Source organism: Methylobacterium organophilum (assembly GCF_022533465.1).
In the GTDB taxonomy this organism is placed as follows: Bacteria; Pseudomonadota; Alphaproteobacteria; order Rhizobiales; family Beijerinckiaceae; genus Methylobacterium; species Methylobacterium organophilum.
The window spans coordinates 4947275-4966012 of the sequence record NZ_CP092848.1; the positions used below are offsets into that span (position 1 = coordinate 4947275).

General features: G+C 69.0%; 20 protein-coding genes, 1 tRNA gene and 1 other RNA gene. 14 read left to right on the top strand and 8 right to left on the bottom strand.

The genetic code is table 11. The features are described 5' to 3' along the window. The first annotated feature begins 194 nt into the window (after positions 1-194). Complete coding sequence (tuf, locus tag MMB17_RS23380; protein ID WP_238315046.1) at positions 195-1385, top strand: elongation factor Tu; 1191 nt, start codon at positions 195-197, stop codon at positions 1383-1385. A gap of 117 nt (positions 1386-1502) precedes the next feature. Here tuf and MMB17_RS23385 read toward each other — a convergent pair whose 3' ends face one another. Continuing rightward, positions 1503-2240: a YEATS-associated helix-containing protein gene (locus MMB17_RS23385; RefSeq protein WP_241100454.1), complete on the bottom strand. Its 738-nt coding sequence runs from the start codon at positions 2238-2240 to the stop codon at positions 1503-1505. Positions 2241-2441: 201 nt separating this feature from the next. Between MMB17_RS23385 and MMB17_RS23390 the strand changes: the two genes are divergently transcribed. From MMB17_RS23390 to rplA, 5 genes are all read left to right on the top strand, one after another. Next, positions 2442-2518 (top strand) — tRNA-Trp (locus MMB17_RS23390). 247 nt (positions 2519-2765) lie between these two features. Beyond that, entirely contained in the window at positions 2766-3068 is a 303-nt protein-coding gene (gene secE / locus MMB17_RS23395) for a preprotein translocase subunit SecE (protein WP_238314945.1), read from the top strand. Positions 3069-3103: 35 nt separating this feature from the next. Next, on the top strand, positions 3104-3637 hold the full coding sequence (gene nusG / locus MMB17_RS23400; RefSeq protein WP_238314936.1) for a transcription termination/antitermination protein NusG: 534 nt from the start codon (positions 3104-3106) through the stop codon (positions 3635-3637). A 231-nt stretch (positions 3638-3868) separates the two neighbouring features. After that, positions 3869-4318, top strand: coding sequence for a 50S ribosomal protein L11 (gene rplK / locus MMB17_RS23405; RefSeq protein ID WP_241100455.1), 450 nt, complete (start codon positions 3869-3871; stop codon positions 4316-4318). A gap of 10 nt (positions 4319-4328) precedes the next feature. Beyond that, complete coding sequence (gene rplA / locus MMB17_RS23410) at positions 4329-5027, top strand: 50S ribosomal protein L1 (RefSeq protein ID WP_238314932.1); 699 nt, start codon at positions 4329-4331, stop codon at positions 5025-5027. A gap of 52 nt (positions 5028-5079) precedes the next feature. Here rplA and MMB17_RS23415 read toward each other — a convergent pair whose 3' ends face one another. From MMB17_RS23415 to fumC, 3 genes are read right to left on the bottom strand one after another with little or no spacing between them, the layout of a single operon-like run. Next, positions 5080-5319 carry a ribbon-helix-helix domain-containing protein gene (locus MMB17_RS23415; protein WP_241100456.1) on the bottom strand — a complete coding sequence of 80 codons (240 nt, stop codon included), beginning with the start codon at positions 5317-5319 and terminating at the stop codon, positions 5080-5082. A 27-nt stretch (positions 5320-5346) separates the two neighbouring features. Then, the gene (locus MMB17_RS23420; RefSeq protein WP_238314927.1) at positions 5347-5535 is read right to left on the bottom strand and encodes a DUF4169 family protein; all 189 of its coding nucleotides are present in this window, start codon (positions 5533-5535) and stop codon (positions 5347-5349) included. A 56-nt stretch (positions 5536-5591) separates the two neighbouring features. Then, positions 5592-7013, bottom strand: a complete 1422-nt coding sequence (gene fumC, locus MMB17_RS23425; RefSeq protein WP_241100457.1) for a class II fumarate hydratase — start codon at positions 7011-7013, stop codon at positions 5592-5594. 115 nt (positions 7014-7128) lie between these two features. Here fumC and MMB17_RS23430 point away from each other — a divergent pair, with 115 nt between their 5' ends. Beyond that, positions 7129-8550 carry a cytochrome P450 gene (locus tag MMB17_RS23430; protein WP_420847300.1) on the top strand — a complete coding sequence of 474 codons (1422 nt, stop codon included), beginning with the start codon at positions 7129-7131 and terminating at the stop codon, positions 8548-8550. 55 nt (positions 8551-8605) lie between these two features. Here the strand turns inward: MMB17_RS23430 and MMB17_RS23435 are convergent, their stop codons facing one another. Beyond that, on the bottom strand, positions 8606-9244 hold the full coding sequence (locus MMB17_RS23435; RefSeq protein WP_241100458.1) for an SspB family protein: 639 nt from the start codon (positions 9242-9244) through the stop codon (positions 8606-8608). A 59-nt stretch (positions 9245-9303) separates the two neighbouring features. After that, positions 9304-9677, bottom strand: a transfer-messenger RNA (tmRNA) gene (gene ssrA, locus MMB17_RS23440). Between ssrA and MMB17_RS23445 the strand changes: the two genes are divergently transcribed. The 6 genes from MMB17_RS23445 to MMB17_RS23470 all read left to right on the top strand — a co-directional run bounded on the left by MMB17_RS23445 (position 9669) and on the right by MMB17_RS23470 (position 15898). Continuing rightward, positions 9669-10505 (top strand): CPBP family intramembrane glutamic endopeptidase, encoded by an 837-nt coding sequence (locus MMB17_RS23445; RefSeq protein ID WP_241100459.1) that lies wholly within the window; start codon positions 9669-9671, stop codon positions 10503-10505. The two genes, ssrA and MMB17_RS23445, sit on opposite strands and share 9 nt — an antisense overlap. 98 nt (positions 10506-10603) lie before the next feature. Next, a complete protein-coding gene (locus MMB17_RS23450; protein WP_238314916.1) occupies positions 10604-11398 on the top strand; it encodes a thymidylate synthase in 795 nt (264 codons plus the stop codon). Beyond that, on the top strand, positions 11398-11889 hold the full coding sequence (locus MMB17_RS23455; RefSeq protein ID WP_420847301.1) for a dihydrofolate reductase: 492 nt from the start codon (positions 11398-11400) through the stop codon (positions 11887-11889). Before MMB17_RS23450 ends, MMB17_RS23455 begins: the two co-directional genes overlap by 1 nt. Before the next feature lie 246 nt (positions 11890-12135). Further along, a complete protein-coding gene (gene hflK / locus MMB17_RS23460; RefSeq protein ID WP_241100460.1) occupies positions 12136-13308 on the top strand; it encodes an FtsH protease activity modulator HflK in 1173 nt (390 codons plus the stop codon). Further along, positions 13305-14240 carry a protease modulator HflC gene (hflC, locus tag MMB17_RS23465; protein ID WP_238314912.1) on the top strand — a complete coding sequence of 312 codons (936 nt, stop codon included), beginning with the start codon at positions 13305-13307 and terminating at the stop codon, positions 14238-14240. Before hflK ends, hflC begins: the two co-directional genes overlap by 4 nt. Positions 14241-14371: 131 nt before the next feature. Then, positions 14372-15898, top strand: a complete 1527-nt coding sequence (locus MMB17_RS23470; protein WP_238314910.1) for a DegQ family serine endoprotease — start codon at positions 14372-14374, stop codon at positions 15896-15898. A gap of 94 nt (positions 15899-15992) precedes the next feature. On the opposite strand, the gene serB is transcribed toward MMB17_RS23470, so the two are convergent. Then, positions 15993-16886, bottom strand: coding sequence for a phosphoserine phosphatase SerB (gene serB, locus MMB17_RS23475; RefSeq protein ID WP_241100461.1), 894 nt, complete (start codon positions 16884-16886; stop codon positions 15993-15995). A 12-nt stretch (positions 16887-16898) separates the two neighbouring features. On the opposite strand from serB, the gene miaA reads away from it, so the two are divergent. Beyond that, positions 16899-17861, top strand: coding sequence for a tRNA (adenosine(37)-N6)-dimethylallyltransferase MiaA (miaA, locus tag MMB17_RS23480; RefSeq protein WP_238314905.1), 963 nt, complete (start codon positions 16899-16901; stop codon positions 17859-17861). On the opposite strand, the gene MMB17_RS23485 is transcribed toward miaA, so the two are convergent. Next, complete coding sequence (locus MMB17_RS23485; protein WP_241100462.1) at positions 17839-18705, bottom strand: NAD(P)-dependent oxidoreductase; 867 nt, start codon at positions 18703-18705, stop codon at positions 17839-17841. The genes miaA and MMB17_RS23485 overlap by 23 nt on opposite strands. Between the last annotated feature and the right edge of the window lie 33 nt (positions 18706-18738).

Consider the following 18738-nt stretch of genomic DNA (forward strand, 5'->3'; position numbering starts at 1 on the left):
CAACGGGATGCCCCAAGGCCGGCGCTCCGGCGGGCTCTCGGGCCGGCGCCCCGCCCGGCGCGGGGCGGGTGCGGAGGGTCCGGAAAGCGGCCCGACTTGATCAAGCCGCCGCGACCCTCTAAGCGGGCCGCGCCTTCGCCCGGCCCTTTCCTGGGCGAGCCTTGCTGCAAGCGAGCCAACGCTAGGGACAGACGATGGCCAAGGAAAAGTTCACCCGTTCGAAGCCGCACTGCAACATTGGGACGATTGGTCACGTCGACCACGGCAAGACGTCCCTGACGGCGGCGATCACGAAGGTTCTGGCGGAGAGCGGCGGCGCGACGTTCACGGCCTATGACCAGATCGACAAGGCTCCGGAGGAGAAGGCGCGCGGGATCACGATCTCGACGGCGCATGTGGAGTACGAGACGACGAACCGTCACTACGCGCACGTGGACTGCCCCGGCCACGCCGACTACGTGAAGAACATGATCACGGGCGCGGCGCAGATGGACGGCGCGATCCTGGTGGTGTCGGCGGCCGACGGCCCGATGCCGCAGACCCGCGAGCACATCCTTCTGGCGCGCCAGGTCGGCGTTCCGGCGCTGGTGGTGTTCCTCAACAAGGTCGACATGGTCGACGACGAGGAGCTTCTGGAGCTGGTCGAGCTGGAGGTGCGCGAGCTTCTCTCGAAGTACGACTTCCCCGGCGACGACATCCCGATCACCAAGGGCTCGGCCCTGATGGCGCTCGAGGACAAGGAGCCCAAGATCGGCCGTGACGCCGTGCTCAAGCTGATGGAGACGGTGGACGCCTACATCCCGCAGCCGGAGCGGCCGATCGACCTGCCGTTCCTGATGCCGATCGAGGACGTGTTCTCGATCTCGGGCCGCGGCACGGTGGTGACCGGCCGCGTCGAGCGCGGCATCGTGAAGGTCGGCGAGACCGTCGAGATCGTCGGCATCCGCCCGACCACCACGACGACGGTGACCGGCGTCGAGATGTTCCGCAAGCTGCTCGACCAGGGCCAGGCGGGCGACAATGTCGGCGTGCTGCTGCGCGGCACCAAGCGCGAGGACGTCGAGCGCGGCCAGGTCGTGTGCAAGCCCGGCTCGGTCAAGCCCCACGCCAAGTTCAAGGCCGAGGCCTACATCCTCACCAAGGAAGAGGGCGGCCGCCACACGCCGTTCTTCACCAACTACCGTCCGCAGTTCTACTTCCGCACCACGGACGTGACCGGCGTCGTCACCCTGCCGGAAGGCACCGAGATGGTGATGCCCGGCGACAACGTGACCATGGACGTCGTCCTGATCACCCCCGTCGCCATGGAAGAGAAGCTCCGCTTCGCCATCCGTGAAGGCGGCCGAACCGTCGGTGCCGGCGTCGTCGCCGCCATCAACGACTAAGCGTCAAAATCGCGATTCGTCACTTAATCCAAACCCGCATCGGCTTGAAAGCCGATGCGGGTTTTGGCGTTTCATTTTGACGCTTCCGCCTATCCCCTGGCCAGGGAGTAACTCTCGTTAGTGGGAAGTTTTCGGCCCATACTCAACTGCCTGTCGTGTCAGCTCGGCAGTTCCTGCAGGTGTTAGCCGAAAGCGCCGGCCTCCAGTCCGATCCGAAACTGTTATTTCAATAAAACCTTTAGAAATTGCGCTGTGAATAATTTTTTGAGTCTCTTCTCTGGTTAGTCCGGAGTCTTTCGAAATGCCAGATAGCGTTCTCTTTGTATTTAAGCTTGTGGCATAGAGGACCTTATAAATATTTGGAAGTTCATTTAAAATCAACGGAGCGCCTGTTTGTGGAATTAAGTTCTCGGCCTCGTTTGGGGGCTGCGGTGCTGGAATGTTTTTCTCAAGAGCTTCATCGAGTTTTTCAATTTGTTCTGCGTTGTCTTCTACTTTAGCTTTTGTCTTTTTAAGGTCCGCTAAGACTCTCTCTGACAGATTTTCAAGGAATCGGCGAGCAGAGAATGCGGCTACGATGCAAAACCCCATTAGGACCAATACATTAGCACCAACACTCTTATTTGGATTTGCAGGATTCGTTATGTCTTCAACTAAACGACTTTGTGCGAGGCTCAAAAATAGCGGCACAGTAAAAGCTACAATTACTCCAAGTAAAATAACATATGACCATTTTGGAATTTTTGTATTATTTTCCTCATCTATCGGAGTGATGATGTAGCTAGCGAATCCGCCGGCGATTCCGCCGAAAGCCATGGCCATAGCTAATGATATAGTGTGCACTTCCGCCTCCATGGGCTTAAAATCAGATTTTGTTTCGGATGTTGAGGTCAAAAATCAGTAGAATTTTAGGGAATATATTTCAGGAACTGTAGTTTGGGCAAGCCTCTCGGGTTCGGTCTGATTGCGGTGGTCCAAGGGGGGGGCGATGCAGCGCAATCCGCTTGCATCTGTGTGGATCTTGCGGCAAGACGCGCCTCGCGCCGCGGCGCCCGTAGGAGTGTAGCTCAACTGGTCAGAGCACCGGTCTCCAAAACCGGGGGTTGGGGGTTCGAGTCCCTCCACTCCTGCCAGCGGGCAGGAGGGTCTGAGCGCTCTTCGCCGAAGCGGTTTCCAGGACGGTCTCCGGTTCGGCATCGAAGGGCGCGTCTTCTCGCGAAGAGCCGGCGACGGTTTCCCGAGCCCATCGACAAGCCGGGACTCTTGCGCTAGAGCGGGCGCACTCCGAGATCGTTAGCGTGTGTCGGTGCGGGCGTTGTTCACGGCCCCTCGCATCGCGTCCGCGATTTTCTCGGTACGTATCCGGTTGTTTGAAGCGCCATGGCATCGAACGAAGCGACGAAGAAGGTGGACCCGGCGCGCGCGCCCGCGCGTGGAACGGCGGCCCCCGCCCCGCAGCGGCCTGCCGCTCCGGCCCGCCCCGCGCCCAAGCGCGCGAGCCCGCTGGAGTTCCTGGCCCAGGTGCGCGACGAGGGCCGCAAGGTCACGTGGCCGACCCGCAAGGAGACCACGGTGACCACGATCATGGTCTTCGTCATGGTCGTGCTGGCCAGCACCTTCTTCACGGTCGTGGACCAGGTGCTGCGCTTCGTCGTCGGCCTGATCCTCGGCATCGGCGCCTGAGGCGGCTGGCGGTCATTTAGGAGTTGAACGGAACCGTGTCGAAGCGCTGGTACATCGTCCACGCCTACTCGAATTTCGAGAACAAGGTCGCGCAGTCCATCAAGGACCAGGCGGCCCAGCGCGGGCTGACGGACCTGTTCGACGAGGTCATGGTCCCGACCGAGAAGGTCACCGAGGTGCGCCGCGGCCGCAAGGTCGATGCGGAGCGCAAGTTCTTCCCGGGCTACGTGCTCGTGAAGTGCGACCTGACCGACGAGGTCTACCACCTCATCAAGAACACCCCGAAGGTGACCGGCTTCCTGGGCGCCGACAAGTCGAAGCCCGTGCCGATCCCGGATGCCGAGGCCGAGCGCATCAAGGGCCAGGTGCAGGAGGGCGCCGAGCGCCCGAAGCAGTCCGTCTCCTTCGAGATCGGCGAGACCGTGCGCGTCGCGGACGGCCCCTTCGCCTCCTTCAACGGCACCGTCGAGGAGATCGACGAGGCCCGCTCGCGCCTCAAGGTGGCGGTGTCGATCTTCGGCCGCGCCACCCCGGTCGAGCTCGAATACGGCCAGGTCGAGAAGGCCTGATCTTTTTTTGCCGAAAGAAGTCAGTCAGCACTGACATACTTCTGACGGAAGATTTCTCGGTCGCATGGCGACCTGGAAACGGCGGCGCTTTCTGAAAGGGCCGCCAACACCCCGCGGGAGATCCGCCCGGCTTCGCCTCCGGGATCCACGGATCGCACCGCGACCTGCAACCGTCCGCTTCGTGCCCGGGCCTAGGCAGCCCGGCGGCGGACTTTCTTTGGGAGCAGTCCCATGGCGAAGAAGATCACGGGCTACGTGAAGCTTCAGGTCCCGGCCGGCGCCGCCAACCCGTCGCCGCCGATCGGTCCCGCGCTCGGTCAGCGCGGCCTCAACATCATGGAATTCTGCAAGGCCTTCAACGCGAAGACCGCGCAGATGGAGAAGGGCACCCCGATCCCGGTGATCATCACCGCGTATCAGGATCGCTCCTTCACCTTCGAGATGAAGCAGCCCCCGGTCACCTTCTTCCTGAAGAAGGCGGCCGGCCTGAAGCTCGGCAAGAAGCCGGCCTCCGGCTCCAAGACCCCGGGCAAGGGCGCGACCGTCGGCAAGGTCTCCGAGGCCCAGCTGCGCGAGATCGCCGAGAAGAAGATGCCCGACCTCAACTGCGACAACGTCGAGTCGGCCGTCGCCATGATCCGCGGTTCCGCCCGGGCCATGGGCCTGGAAGTCACGGCGTAAGGAGGGCGACATGGCACGCGAAGGAAAGCGCATCCGCGCCGCCCGCGAGGGCATCGAGGCGACCAAGCTCTACGCCATCGACGAGGCGATCAAGCTCGTGAAGGCGAAGGCTTCGGCCAAGTTCGACGAGACCGTCGAGATCTCGATGAATCTCGGCGTCGATCCGCGTCACGCCGACCAGATGGTCCGCGGCGTCTGCAACCTGCCGAACGGCTCCGGCCGCACGGTCCGCGTGGCGGTCTTCGCCCGCGGCGCCAAGGCGGACGACGCCAAGGCGGCGGGTGCCGACATCGTCGGCGCCGAGGATCTCCTCGAGATCGTCCAGGGCGGCAAGATCGAGTTCGATCGCTGCATCGCGACCCCGGACCTGATGCCGCTGGTCGGCCGTCTCGGCAAGGTGCTGGGCCCGCGCGGCCTGATGCCGAACCCGAAGGTCGGCACCGTCACCATGGACGTGAAGGGCGCCGTCGCCGCCGCCAAGGGCGGCGCGGTGGAGTTCCGCGTCGAGAAGGCGGGCATCATCCATGCCGGCGTCGGCAAGGTGTCCTTCGACGAGCAGAAGCTCGTGGAGAACATCAAGGCCTTCGCCGACGCGGTCGCCAAGGCGAAGCCCGCCGGCGCCAAGGGCACCTACATCCAGCGCATCGCCGTCACCTCGACGATGGGCCCGGGCGTGAAGGTCGAGCCCTCGACCGTCCTCACCGCCTGATCGGAGCGATCCGAAACATCCAGGAAACGCCCGGCCCCGCGGCCGGGCGTTTTCATATGGGGGGCTCGGAGGCCCCCTCCCCCCGCCGCACCGCTGCCAGCACGAAGACGCGGATGGCGGAGGACAGGTTCTGCTCCCCCCGTTCCGCGTCGATCGCCCCGATCAGCGCCTGCACGGAGCTGCCCCGCCCGCGGGCGATGGCCTGCAGCGCCGCCCAGAACGGCTCTTCCAGCGACACGCTGGTGCGATGCCCGGCGATCATCACCGAGCGCTTGAGGATGCCGACGCTCATGGGCGGGTCAGGGGGCCGGAGCCGGCCTCACTCGCCCTCCGGCCGCTCCAGCCGGTGGCCCTCGTGGCGGTCGGTCTCGAGGCGCTTGCGCTTCTCCTGAAGGGTCTTGGCCTTCTTCGGCCGGCCGAAGGCGACGCGGTTCTCCGCGGCCTTGGCCTCCTTCTCGGCGCGCTCCCGGTCCTTGCGCACCTGCCGCAGGTTGATGATCTCGCCCATCGCCCCCTCCCTCCGCCGCCCGGGCCGCGACGGCCCGGGGGCGAACGAGAATGCTATCACTCGGCGCTCGGCGCCAGCATGGTCTCGGGTCGCACCACGCGCTCGAACTCGGCCTCGGTCACGTAGCCGAGGCGCAGCGCCTCCTCCTTGAGGGTCGTGCCGTTCTTGTGCGCGGTCTTGGCGATCTCGGCGGCCTTGTCGTAGCCGATCGAGGGGGCGAGCGCCGTCACCAGCATCAGCGAGCGGTTCATCAGCTCGGCGATCTTGTCGGTGTTGGCCTTGATGCCGACGACGCAATTGTCGGTGAAGCTCACCGCCGCATCCGCCAGCAGGCGGATCGATTGCAGCACCGCGTTGGCGATCACCGGCTTGAACACGTTGAGCTCGAAATGGCCCTGGCTGCCGGCGAAGCTCACCGTGGTGCCGTTGCCGATCACCTGGGCGCAGACCATGGTCAGCGCCTCGCACTGGGTCGGGTTGACCTTGCCCGGCATGATCGAGGAGCCGGGCTCGTTCTCCGGCAGGGACAATTCGCCGAGGCCGGAGCGCGGGCCGGAGCCGAGCAGGCGGATGTCCTGCGCGATCTTGAACAGGCCGGAGGCCAGCGCCGTCAGTGCGCCCTGCGTGAAGACCAGGGCATCGTGGGTGGCGAGCGCCTCGAACTTGTTCTCGGCGGAGGTGAAGGGCAGCCCGGTCAGCTCCGCGACCTTGGCGGCGAAGCGGTCGGCGAATTCCGGATGAGCGTTGAGGCCCGTGCCGACGGCGGTGCCGCCCTGGGCCAGGGCCAGGACGCCCGGCAGGGTCGCGGCGACGCGGGCGCCGCCCAGCGCCACCTGGGCGACGTAGCCGGAGAATTCCTGGCCCAGCGAGACCGGTGTCGCGTCCTGGAGATGGGTGCGGCCGATCTTCACGATGCCGCCGAACTCCTTGGCCTTGGCGTCGAGGGCGTCGTGCAGATGGGTCAGGGCCGGCATCAGCCGGTTCTGGATCTCCATGGCCACCGCGATGTGCATGGCGGTGGGGAAGGTGTCGTTGGAGGACTGGCCGCGGTTGCAATGGTCGTTCGGGTGCACCGGCGCCTTGCCGCCGCGCTTGCCGCCGAGCCGCTCGTTGGCGAGGCTCGCGATCACCTCGTTGGCGTTCATGTTGGACTGGGTGCCCGAGCCCGTCTGCCAGACCACGAGGGGGAACTCGTCGTCGAATTCGCCGGCGGCGACCTGGCCGGCGGAGGCGGCGATGGCGTCGGCGATCTTGGGATCGAGGCCGCCGAGATCCTTGTTCACCAGGGCGGCGGCCTGCTTCACGATGCCCAGGGCGTGCACGATCGGCGCCGGCTGCTTCTCCACCCCGATCTTGAAGTTCTGGATCGAGCGCTGCGTCTGCGCCCCCCAGTAGCGTTGGGCGGGCACCTCGATCGGACCGAAGGTATCGGATTCGGTTCGGGTCTCGGTTCCGGCTTGCGCGGTGAGCGGCGACATCGTGGCCTCTTCGTGGCTGGCGTTGCGGCCCCTACTTACCGAAGAGGCGGGGCGAGCGCGATGCCGCCGCTGACAGGCGGACGCCTCTGTCCGCGCCGTATGCGCAAGGAATGCGATGCCGGAAACTGTGCTGGCCGGGGCGCCGGGCGACGGGCCGCCCGCGATGCCGCCCGCGGCGCCGCTCTTCCGCCCCCGGGTCCCGCCGCCGCTCACTAGGCCCCTGGGCCTGTTCGCCTTCCTCAAGGCGGTGCGCGCCAACCCGGTCGCGACCTGGACGCAGGCGCATTTCCGCGAGCCGGTGGTCGCGGCCGAGGGCGCCATGGGCCGGCTCACCGTGGTCAGCGACCCGGCCTTGGTGCGCTACCTCTTCGTCGAGAACGCGAAGAACTACCGCAAGGACGATCTCCAGCGCCGGGTGCTGGCGCCGGGCCTCGGCAACGGCCTGCTCACGGCGGAGGGGGAGGAATGGCGGCTCCAGCGACGCACCCTCGCGCCGATCTTCTCCGCCCGCCATGTCGGCGGCTTCGTCGCGGCGATGGATGCCGCGGGCGCCCGCGTCGCCAGGCGGCTGGCGCGGCGGGACGGGGCCGCCGTGGACATCGTCGCGGAGATGACCCGCGTCACCCTCGACGTGCTGGAGCGGACCATCTTCACCCACGGCCTGCCGCGGGATCCCGACGCCCTGGGCCGCGCCATCACCCGCTTCCTCGAATCGGTCGGGCCGATCGATCCCCTCGACGTGTTCGGCGTGCCCGGCTTCGTGCCGCGGCTCGGCCGCCTGCGGGCACGCCCCGCCATGCGCTTCTTCGCAGAGGTGGTGGACGAGCTGATCGAGCGGCGCCGGGCCCTGATGGCCGCCGGCGCGGCGCCGGAGGACCTGCTGACCCTGCTGCTCGCCGCCCAGGATCCCGAGACGGGCCAGGGCCTGAGCGACCTGGAGGTGAAGGCCAACATCGTCACCTTCATCGCCGCCGGCCACGAGACCACGGCCAATGCGCTGACCTGGGCGCTCTACTGCGTGTCGCAGGATACGGGCGTACGCGACCGCCTCGAGGCGGAGGCCGATGCGGCCGCGGACGCGGAAGGCCGGCTCGCCCTCGAGCGGTTGCCCTATGCCCGGGCGGTGATGGAGGAGACCATGCGCCTCTTCCCGCCGGTGCCCTTCATGAGCCGGCAGGCGATCCGCGAGGACCGGCTCGGCCGCATCAAGATCCCGCGGGGCTCGACCGTCATCGTCGCGCCCTACGTGCTGCACCGGCACCAGACGCTCTGGGACGAGCCCGACGCCTTCGATCCGGAGCGCTTCTCGGGGCCGCGGCGCGAGGCGATCCCGCGCTACGCCTACCTGCCCTTCGGGGCGGGGCCGCGGGTCTGCATCGGCCAGAGCTTCTCGCTCCAGGAATCGACGCTGGTTCTGGCGCATGTGGTGCGCGCGGTGCGGCTCGGCCTGCCCGCGCGGCACCCGCCGGTCACCCCGCTCCACCGGGTGACGCTGCGCCCCGAGAGCGGCCTGCGCCTGCGGGTGGAGCGGCGCTGACGGCACGCGTCTTCCGCCGAAGGGCGACCTTCGGCGGAGCGGCTCGGATCGCGACTCAGCTCTTCTTGCGGAATGCGTCGAGGCTCACGACCTCGGCGCTGCCTTCCTTGGCCTCGCCCTTGGCCGCGGCCGGCTTGTCCTTGGCGGGCTTGTCGGCGCCCTTGTCCTCGGCGACGGCCGCCTCCGGCTTGGCCGGCAGGGCGGGCACGATCTTCGCGGCATTCGGCAGGGCGGTGAGCGTGCCGCCCTTGGGGGAGACCTCGGCCGGCTCGGAGGCCGCGCCGCGCGGGCCCGCCTTGGTCGAGGGCGCCGCCTCCTCCTCCGTCTCCTCGCCGGCTTCGTTCTGGTCGAACTTCAGGCCGAACTGGACGGAGGGGTCGAAGAAGCCGGACAGGGCATCGAACGGGATCAGCAGCCGCTCCGGCACGCCGGAAAAGGACAGTCCCACCTCGAAGGCGTGCTCGGTGACGCCGAGATCCCAGAACTGATGCTGCAGGACGATCGTCATGTCCTGCGGGTACTTCTCGCGCAGGCGCTGCGACATGCGCACGCCCGGCGCCTCGGTGCGGAACGAGATGTAGAAGTGGTGCTCTCCCGAGAGCCCGTCGCGGGCCGCATCGCTCAGGACCTTGCGCACGACGCCGCGCAGGGCGTCCTGCACCAGGAGGTCGTACCGGATGAGGTCTTCTGCCATCGGCGCTCGCTCTGCCCGGGCCCTGCCGGACACGGGGCACGTCGGGCCATGGAAAATCAAGTGGAGGTTTCTGTTGCCAGGTACCTCCGAACCCCGCCTATGCGGTGCTACCCGCTAGGACTTTAGATCGGTTTTTGGCACCGCTTACGCGGCGACAGCCACCGGAGCAAAGTTGTCGTTGGCAACTATTGCATTGGCCCGATAACGGCGGAACCATGCCGAGCGAAAGCTCAACCTTTACGCCCTCGTCGATCCTATTTCGCCCCCGCCGGAACCCACGTCGCGCCTTGCGGCCTTCCGTCATGGGTTCGGGTGGAGGCGCCGGGTACCGCCCCCGGGTCCGATAGGTTTATTGCGAAGAACGTTTATCGCCATAGCCGGTCTCGCGACCGGCCAGGGGAATATAGAGGGACCGAGGGCGGTTTTGAAGAGCGATCCGCGCTTCCCCCCGTTCGGCGACGCGGCTGTGGCCGGGATGCATCCGGCCGGCCCTGCGATCGGGGCCGCGCCCTCGCGTCTCGCCTGGTTCGGCCGCATCGTCCTCCTCGTTCTGCAGCCGGTCCTCTACCTCGTCATCGCTACACTGTCCGCGATCCTGCTGGTGCGGGTGGCCGGCGACCTGCGCCTCGGCATCAACCCCCTCCTGCCCCAGGCGCAGCGGCCGCTCCTGCCGCTCGCCGAGGTCAATGCCCGGGCACTCGCCGTCGACATCCTGCGCCAGCTCGGCCTGGCGCTGATGGTGGTCGCCGCCGCGCGCTGGCGCGACGGGCCGGCCTGGCGGGCGCGGCTCGGGCTGGCCAGACCCGCGGCGGCGCGCCGGGGCCTCAAGCGGCTCTGGCTGCTCTTCTTCCTCTGGCCCGCGCTCCACATCGCCTGGGTGAGCGGCGCGTCGGAGGCCCTGCACGTGCCCTTCGCCCGCGGGGTGCATCTCTCTCCTTATATGAGCCGGACCATGCTGGTGCTGTGGCTCGCCTATGTCGGGCTGCTGGCGCCGCTGGGCGAGGAACTGCTCCTGCGCGGGGCCACCTTCGCCCGGGCCGGTGACGTGATGCGCCCGGCCGGCGCGATCGTGACCACGGCCCTCCTGTTCTGCGTGGCCCATGTCTCCGAGCTCGGCTTCGCCCGGCCGATCACGCTCTTGCCCCTCGCCCTGGTGCTCGGCTGGCTGCGCTGGCGCACCGGGCGGCTCTGGCCCTGCATCCTGCTCCATGGCTGGAGCAACCTCGCCCTCGTCGCCTACCTGCTCTGGCCGGCGCACTGATTCACCCTGGGGCGATCCGCCTGTTGGCGCTGGCCGGCACGCGCTTCCGGTGGGCGGCCCGGCTGCCTATGCTGCCCGTCCCTCTCCGACGTGGCGCCATGCAACCCTATCTCGACCTGCTCGACCGCATCCTGACGCAGGGCGTCCGCAAGGACGACCGCACCGGCACGGGCACCCTGTCGGTGTTCGGCCACCAGATGCGCTTCGATCTCGGCGCGGGCTTCCCCCTCGTCACCACCAAGCAGCTCCACCTGCGCTCGATCATCCACGAGCTGCTCTGGTTCCTCCAGGGCGACACCAACGTGCGCGCCCTCCAGGCCAACGGCGTGACGATCTGGGACGAATGGGCGGATGCGGAGGGGGATCTCGGCCCGGTCTACGGCAAGCAGTGGCGCAGCTGGGAGAAGCCGGGCGGGGGCACCGTCGACCAGATCGCCGAGGTGGTGGAGCAGATCCGCCGCAACCCGGATTCCCGCCGCCTGATCGTCTCGGCCTGGAACCCGGCCGATCTCGACCGCATGGCGCTGGCCCCCTGCCACTGCCTGTTCCAGTTCTACGTGGCCGAGGGCCGGCTCTCCTGCCAGCTCTACCAGCGCTCCGCCGACGCCTTCCTCGGCGTGCCCTTCAACATCGCGAGCTACGCGCTGCTGACCGCCATGGTCGCGCAGGTGACCGGGCTGCGGCCGGGCGATTTCGTCCACAGCTTCGGTGACGCGCATCTCTACGTGAACCACCTGGATCAGGCCCGCCTCCAGCTCACCCGGACGCCGCGGCCCCTGCCCCGCCTGCGCCTGAACCCGGCGGTGCGCTCGCTCTTCGACTTCACCTACGAGGACATTGCCATCGAGGATTACGATCCCCATCCGGCGATTCGCGCGGCGGTGGCCGTCTGATGGCGCCCCGCATCACCCTCGTCGTTGCCGTCGCGCGGAACGGCGTGATCGGCCGCGACAACGGCCTGGTCTGGCGCCTGCGCAGCGACCTGCAGCGCTTCAAGGCGCTCACCATGGGCAAGCCGCTGCTGATGGGCCGCAAGACCTGGGACTCCATCGGCCGGCCCCTGCCGGGCCGGCGCACCCTGGTGCTGACCCGCGACGAAGGCTTTGCCGCCGAGGGGGCGGAGGTGGTGCATGGCTGGGACGAGGCCCTGGAGGCCGCGCGGGCGCCGGAGCTGATGGTGGTGGGCGGCGCGGAGATCTACCGCCTCGCCCTCCCCCGGGCGGCCCTGATCCACCTCACCGAGGTCGACGCGGCGCCGGAGGGCGACGTGCTCTTCCCGGATTTCGACCGCGGCGCCTTTCGCGAGACCCGGCGCGAGGCGCATGCGCCGGGCCCCCATGACGAGCACGCCTTCCATTTCGTCGATCTGGAGCGGGTGGCGTGAGCCGGACGGCCCTGCCGGGGCCCCTGCGCGGAGATTGCGCAGAGCGTGACCGTTGCGGTTGGCGGCGGGAAGCACCACTTGCCAGCCTTGACAGGACGGGGTGGCGCCACTCAGGTGCGGACGGCTCGGAGCCCCGCGCCTAAGCGGTTTTCGGTCCAACGAAAATCCCGGCCGGCCGAAGGGCGTGTCGGGAAGGGGTGGGGCGCCTCGCGCGTTAGCCCGGCGGAGCAGGAGAACACGTCGAGCATGCCTTGGAGCAATCAGAGCGGCGGTGGCGGCGGGGGGGGACCCTGGGGCCGTCCCGGCGGCGGCAATGGCGGCGGCCCCTGGGGCGGGGGCGGCGGCGGCAAGACGCATCCCGATCTCGAAGATCTGCTCCGGCGCGGTCAGGACCGCCTGCGCGGCATCTTCCCCAATGGCGGCGGCGGCCGCGGCGGCCTCGGCAGCGGCAAGGGCATCGTGCTCGTGGCCGGCCTGCTGGTGGGCGGCTGGCTGCTCACCGGCTTCTACACGGTGAAGCCGAACGAGGTCGGCATCAACACCATCTTCGGCCGCTATACCGGCCAGAGCGGTGAGGGCCTGCGCTACAACTTCCCGGCCCCGATCGGCGGCGTGGTCAAGCCGAATGTCGGCCAGGTCAACTCGATCCAGATCGGCTACCGGGCCTCGGGCGCGACGCGCACCGTCGACAAGCCCGAGGAGAGCCTGATCCTCACCGGCGACGAGAACATCGTCGATCTCGATTTCGAGGTGCAGTGGCGCGTCAACCCGCTCAAGGCGGAGGACTACGTCTTCAACCTCGAGAACCCGGAGGGGACGATCAAGGCCATCGCCGAGAGCGCGATGCGCGAGGTGATCGGCCGGCGCAACATCCAGGCGATCCTGACCAACGAGCAGTCGAGCATCACCCAGGAGGTCAAGGAGATCATCCAGGCCGCCCTCGACGAGTACGGCGCCGGCGTGCGCATCGAGGTGGTGCAGCTCACCAGCGTGAACCCACCCCCCGAGGTGCGCCCCGCCTTCATCGACGTGAACGCCGCCCAGCAGGACGCCCAGCGCGCCCGCAACGAGGCGGAGACCTATGCCAGCCGCGAGGTGCCCCAGGCCCGGGGCCGCGCCTCGCAGATCCTGCAGGCGGCCGAGGCCTACCGGGCCCAGGCCACCGCCGAGGCGACCGGCCAGGCCGCCCGCTTCGATCAGGTCTACGAGACCTACAAGGCCGCGCCGCAGATCATCCGCGAGCGCATCTTCCTGGAGACGATGGAGAAGGTGCTCGGCTCCGTGAACAAGGTGATCATCGACCAGGGCGGGGCCGCCGCCGGCGCCGCGGGCGCCGCGGCGGGCGTGCTGCCGGTGCTTCCGCTGACCGACCACCCGGGCCGTGCCGCGGGCACGCCGAGCGCGGGAGGCGGCCGATGAACAATCCCGTGCTCCGCACCGGCCTGATCATCGTCGCCGCGGCGATCGTGGTCGGCCTCTACGCCTCGCTCTTCACCGTGGGGCAGATGCAGCAGGCCCTGGTGCTCCAGCTCGGGCGCGTGCGCTCGGTGCTGAACCAGACCGGCGAGAACAAGCCGGGCCTGTATTTCAAGGTGCCCTTCGTCGACAACGTGGTCATCTACGACAAGCGCGTGCTTGACCTCGACCTGCCGGTGCAGACGCTGCTCACCGCCGACCGCCAGAACCTGGAGGTCGACGCCTTCGCCCGCTACCGCATCGTCGATCCGCTGCGCTTCTACCAGTCGGTCGGCACCATCGGGCTCGCCAACCAGCGCCTGGCGAGCTTCACCAACTCGTCCCTGCGCAACGTGCTCGCCCGTTCGAGCCGCGACGCCATCGTGCGGACCGACCGCGCCGATCTCATGAACGAGATCCAGGAGGACGTGAACCAGCGCGCCAAGGAGCTCGGGGTTCAGATCGTCGACCTGCGCATGACCCGCGTCGACCTGCCGGCCAAGAACTCCTCGGCCGTCTACGACCGCATGGCCTCGGAGCGGAAGCGCGAGGCGGCCGATATCCGCGCCAACGGCGACCAGGCCGCGGCCACCATCCGCGCCAAGGCCGACCGCGACGTGACGGTTCTCCTCGCCGAGGCGCAGAGCAAGGCCGACCAGATGCGCGGCCAGGGCGACGCGGAGAAGAACCGCATCCTCGCCGAGGCCTATGGCAAGGACGCCGATTTCTTCGCCTTCTACCGCTCGATGCAGGCCTACGAGCAGAGCCTGAAGTCGCAGGACACGCGCCTCGTGGTGAGCCCGAACTCGGATTTCTTCCGGTTCTTCAACGATCCGCAGGGCCGCCCGCCCGCCGCCGGCGGCAAGGCCGGCGCGCAGACCAACGCCGCGCCCTGACGGCGGCGAACTCCCGAGACGGCGGCGCGCGGGTCCTCCCGAAGGGCGCGCGCGCCGCACTTGATTGCAGGACCGTGCTGCCGATCTATAGGCACGCTTCGGCAGCGGCAGAGAATTCAAGAGGTCGATCGATGCGTTTCGTCGCGCCCGGCACCCTTCCGGACCGCCTTCCCGCGCTCGGGCGACACGCCCGCTCGGCGCTCGCGGCGGTGATGATCGGCGTCGCCGTCTCCGGCAGCGTGCTGCCGATGCCTGCCTTCGCCCGCGGCCCCGAGTCGCTCGCCGATCTCGCGGAGAAGGTGACCGACGCCGTCGTCAACATCTCCGCCTCGACCACGGTGGAAGCGTCGAACCGGGGCGGCCGCGCCATGCCGCAACTGCCCCCGGGCACGCCCTTCGAGGATCTCTTCGAGGAGTTCTTCAAGAAGCGCGGCGGCCGCGGCGGCGGGGACGACGACAGCCAGCGCCAGTCCCGCAAGTCGAACTCCCTCGGCTCCGGCTTCATCATCGACGCGGCCGGCATCGTGGTGACCAACAACCACGTCATCGGCGACGCCAACGACATCCAGGTCATCCTGCATGACGGCACCAAGCTGAAGGCGGAGATCGTCGGCAAGGATTCGAAGATCGACCTCGCCGTCCTCAAGGTGAAGCCGCCGGCCGACCGCCCGCTCAAGGCGGTGCCCTTCGGCGATTCCGACAAGATGCGCCCGGGCGACTGGGTGATGGCGATCGGCAACCCGTTCGGCCTGGGCGGCTCGGTCTCGGCCGGCATCGTCTCGGCCCGGGGCCGCAACATCGATTCCGGCCCCTACGACAACTACATTCAGACCGACGCCGCCATCAATAAGGGCAATTCCGGCGGCCCGCTGTTCAACATGGACGGCGAGGTGATCGGCATCAACACGGCGATCCTGTCCCCGTCCGGCGGCTCGGTCGGCATCGGCTTCGCCGTGCCCTCGAACACCGCCGGCCCGGTGATGAGCCAGCTGCGCGAGTTCGGCGAGGTCCGCCGCGGCTGGCTCGGCGTCCGCATCCAGAACGTGGACGAGGCCACCGCCGAGGCCCTCGGGCTCAAGGGCGCTACCGGCGCGCTGATCGCCGGCGTCGACGAGAAGGGCCCGGCCAAGGGCGCCGATCTCCAGGTCGGCGACGTGATCACCAAGTTCAACGGCGTGCCCGTGAAGTCGTCGAGCGAGCTGCCGCGCATCGTCGCCACCACCCCCGTGGGCAAGACGGTCGATGTCGTGGTGGTCCGCAAGGGCGCCGAGCAGACCAAGTCCGTGGTGCTCGGCCGCCTCGAGGACAACGAGAAGCCCCAGCTCGCCAATGCCAAGCAGCCCGAGGCCGAGAGCGTGACCCGGCAGGCCCTGGGCCTCAACCTCTCGGGCATCACCGACGAGCTGCGTCGTCGCTACAGCATCAAGGACAGCGTGAAGGGCGTCGTCATCACCCGCGTCGACCCCTCCTCCACCGCCGCCGACAAGCGGATCCAGGCGGGCGAGGTCATCGTCGAGGTCGGCCAGGAGGCGGTGAGCAGCCCCGCCGACGTGACCAAGCGGATCGACGCGCTCAAGAAGGAAGGCCGCAAGTCCGTGCTGCTGCTGGTGGCGAGCGCGGCCGGCGACGTGCGCTTCGTGGCGATCGGCCTGGACTGATCCCGCCGCCGGGATGCTGAACGCGACGCCGCCGCCCTCTCCGGGGCGGCGGCTTTTTTACGTGCCGGTGCTGTCCGTACCCGTCCCTGAGGCCTCAGCCGACCACGAACTCGCTCGCGCCGAATCCCTGCAGGTAGAGCAGCGCCGTCAGGTCGCCGTGGTCGATGCGGGCGCGGGCAGCGGCGGCCACCGCCGGCTTGGCCCGGAAGGCGACGCCGAGACCGGCCTCGCCCAGCATGGCAAGGTCGTTGGCGCCGTCGCCCACCGCCAGCGTCTCCTCGGCAGCGAGGCCGAGGCGCTCGCGCCCTTCGATCAGCGTCGCCCGCTTGGCCTCACGGCCGACGATCGGCTCCTCGACCGTGCCGCTGAGGCGGCCCGCCTCCAGGCCGAGCCGATTGGCCCGGGTCTCCTCGAAGCCCAGCGTCGCGCCGATCGGGCCGGTGAACAGGGTGAAGCCGCCGGAGACGAGGCAGGTCAGGGCGCCGTGGGCCCGCATCGTCGCCACCAGGGTGCGGCCGCCCGGGGTCAGGGTGATGCGGTCGCGGATCAGGGCCTCGATCACGCCGGCCTCGATCCCTTTGAGGAGCGCCACGCGCTCGCGCAGGGCCGGCTCGAAGGCGATCTCTCCGCGCATCGCCCGCTCGGTGATCGCGGCGACATGCGCCTTGAGGCCGAGGGTGGCGGCGAGCTCGTCGATGCATTCCTGCTCGATCATGGTGGAATCCATGTCGGCCAGGAACAGGCGCTTGCGCCGATGCGGTCCGCCGGGCAGGACGGCGACGTCGATCGGCTCGCCGGCGAAGACCTCGCGCAGGCGCGCCTCCAGCGGCTCGGCCTCACCGCCCTCGACGAGGATCTCCGCGGCGACCTGCCCGTGCAGGATGCGCGGCTGATGGTCCGTGCGGAGCACCCGGCGCGCCTCGGCCAGCACCGCATCGGTGATGGCGGGCCGGGCGGGGTTTGCTATCAGGCTCGCGACGAGAGTCATGGGAGAACAGTCTTGCCGCTCGCGGACAGGTCGGGCGCGGGCCGGGAGCGGCCCGCCGCGGTTCTCATCGCAGGGCCGACCGCCTCGGGCAAGTCGGCCCTGGCGCTGGCCCTGGCGCAGAGGTTTCACGGCAGCCTGATCAACACGGATTCCATGCAGGTCTATGCCGATCTGCGCCGTCTCTCGGCCCGGCCGAGCGTGGACGAGGAAGCCCTGGCGCCGCACCGGCTCTACGGCAGCGTCGACGGGGCGGTGAACTTTTCCGTCGGCCATTTCCAGCGGGCGGCCGCCGCCCTGCTCGAGGAGACCGGCCGGGCGGGCCGGCTGCCGATCTTCGTCGGCGGCACCGGCCTCTATTTCCGCGCCCTCGAAGAGGGCTTCTCCGACATGCCGGAGGTGCCCGACGCCGTGCGCGCGGCGGTGCGGGCCGAGGCGGAGGGGCGCCCGACCGAGGCGCTGCACGCCGAACTCGCCGCGCTCGATCCGGAAGGGGCGGCGTCGCTGCGTCCCTCCGACCGGATGCGGGTGATGCGCGCCCTGGAAATCTTCCGCGCCACCGGCCGGCCCATCGCCGCCTTCCAGGGCCGGCGCGCCCCCGGGCCGCTCGCCGGACAACCGCTGCTGCGGATCTTCCTCGACGTGGAGCGCGAGGCCCTGCGCGCCCGCATCGATGCCCGGTTCCTGGCGATGATGGCGGCGGGCGCCCTCGACGAGGTCGCGGCCCTGCGCGCGCGCCGCCTCGACCCGATGCTGCCGGTGATGCGCGCCCACGGCGTGCCGGGCCTGATCGCCCATCTCGACGGCGCCCTCCCCTACGCGGAGGCCGTGCGCCGGGGCCAGGCCGACACCCGCCGCTACGCCAAGCGCCAGTTCACCTGGTTCCGCCACCAGATGGGCGAGGACTGGATCTGGACCCGCCCGGAGGCGGCCCTGGCGCTGGCGAGCGAGGCGCTCACCGCTCCAGCCGCGCGATGAGCGCGGAGGTGTCCCAGCGGCTGCCGCCCATGGCCTCGACCTCGGCATAGAACTGGTCGACCAGGGCGGTCAGGGGGAGCTTGGCGCCGTTGCGGCGGGCCTCGGCGAGGAGGATGCCGAGATCCTTGCGCATCCACTCGACGGCGAAGCCGAAATCGAACGCCCCCGCATTCATGGTGCGGCCCCGGTTCTCCATCTGCCAGGAGCCGGCGGCGCCCTTGCCGATCACCTCCAGCACGGCCTCGACGTCGAGCTCGGCCCGCTTGGCGAAATGCAGGGCCTCGGACAGGCCCTGCACGGTGCCGGCGATGCAGATCTGGTTGACCATCTTGGTGAGCTGGCCGGAGCCCGCCTCGCCCATCAGGCGGCTCGCTCGGGCATAGGCGAGGATCGCCGGCTCGACGCGGGCATAGATCTCGGGATGGCCGCCGCACATCACGGTGAGCGTCCCGTTCTCCGCGCCGGCCTGGCCGCCGGAGACGGGGGCGTCGATGAAGGCGAGGCCGGCGGCCTCCGCGGCGGCGGCGAGTTCGCGGGCGACCTGGGCGGAGGCCGTGGTGTGGTCGACGAAGACCGCGCCCTGCTCCATGCCCGCGAAGGCGCCGTCCTCGCCGAGCGTCACGCTGCGCAGGTCGTCGTCGTTGCCGACGCAGGCGAATACGATCGCCTGGCCCTTTGCGGCCTCCCGCGGGGTGGCGGCGAAGGCGCCGCCATGCTTGGCGACCCAGGCCTTCGCCTTCTCGGCGGTGCGGTTGTAGACCGTGACCTCGTGGCCCTTCGCGGCGAGGTGGCCGGCCATCGGCGCGCCCATCACGCCGAGCCCCAGAAACGCGACCTTCGCCATCGAGCACACTCCGACCGTATCAGGAAGACGGCC

Excerpts from the sequence above, each read along its gene's own strand:
- tuf (WP_238315046.1), top strand. The coding sequence starts at position 195 with ATGGCCAAGGAAAAGTTCACCCGTTCGAAGCCGCACTGCAACATTGGG.
- MMB17_RS23385 (WP_241100454.1), bottom strand. The coding sequence starts at position 2,240 with ATGGAGGCGGAAGTGCACACTATATCATTAGCTATGGCCATGGCTTTC.
- secE (WP_238314945.1), top strand. The coding sequence starts at position 2,766 with ATGGCATCGAACGAAGCGACGAAGAAGGTGGACCCGGCGCGCGCGCCC.
- rplK (WP_241100455.1), top strand. The coding sequence starts at position 3,869 with ATGGCGAAGAAGATCACGGGCTACGTGAAGCTTCAGGTCCCGGCCGGC.
- rplA (WP_238314932.1), top strand. The coding sequence starts at position 4,329 with ATGGCACGCGAAGGAAAGCGCATCCGCGCCGCCCGCGAGGGCATCGAG.
- MMB17_RS23415 (WP_241100456.1), bottom strand. The coding sequence starts at position 5,319 with ATGAGCGTCGGCATCCTCAAGCGCTCGGTGATGATCGCCGGGCATCGC.
- MMB17_RS23420 (WP_238314927.1), bottom strand. The coding sequence starts at position 5,535 with ATGGGCGAGATCATCAACCTGCGGCAGGTGCGCAAGGACCGGGAGCGC.
- fumC (WP_241100457.1), bottom strand. The coding sequence starts at position 7,013 with ATGTCGCCGCTCACCGCGCAAGCCGGAACCGAGACCCGAACCGAATCC.
- MMB17_RS23430 (WP_420847300.1), top strand. The coding sequence starts at position 7,129 with ATGCCGGAAACTGTGCTGGCCGGGGCGCCGGGCGACGGGCCGCCCGCG.
- MMB17_RS23435 (WP_241100458.1), bottom strand. The coding sequence starts at position 9,244 with ATGGCAGAAGACCTCATCCGGTACGACCTCCTGGTGCAGGACGCCCTG.
- MMB17_RS23450 (WP_238314916.1), top strand. The coding sequence starts at position 10,604 with ATGCAACCCTATCTCGACCTGCTCGACCGCATCCTGACGCAGGGCGTC.
- MMB17_RS23455 (WP_420847301.1), top strand. The coding sequence starts at position 11,398 with ATGGCGCCCCGCATCACCCTCGTCGTTGCCGTCGCGCGGAACGGCGTG.
- hflK (WP_241100460.1), top strand. The coding sequence starts at position 12,136 with ATGCCTTGGAGCAATCAGAGCGGCGGTGGCGGCGGGGGGGGACCCTGG.
- hflC (WP_238314912.1), top strand. The coding sequence starts at position 13,305 with ATGAACAATCCCGTGCTCCGCACCGGCCTGATCATCGTCGCCGCGGCG.
- MMB17_RS23470 (WP_238314910.1), top strand. The coding sequence starts at position 14,372 with ATGCGTTTCGTCGCGCCCGGCACCCTTCCGGACCGCCTTCCCGCGCTC.
- serB (WP_241100461.1), bottom strand. The coding sequence starts at position 16,886 with ATGACTCTCGTCGCGAGCCTGATAGCAAACCCCGCCCGGCCCGCCATC.
- MMB17_RS23485 (WP_241100462.1), bottom strand. The coding sequence starts at position 18,705 with ATGGCGAAGGTCGCGTTTCTGGGGCTCGGCGTGATGGGCGCGCCGATG.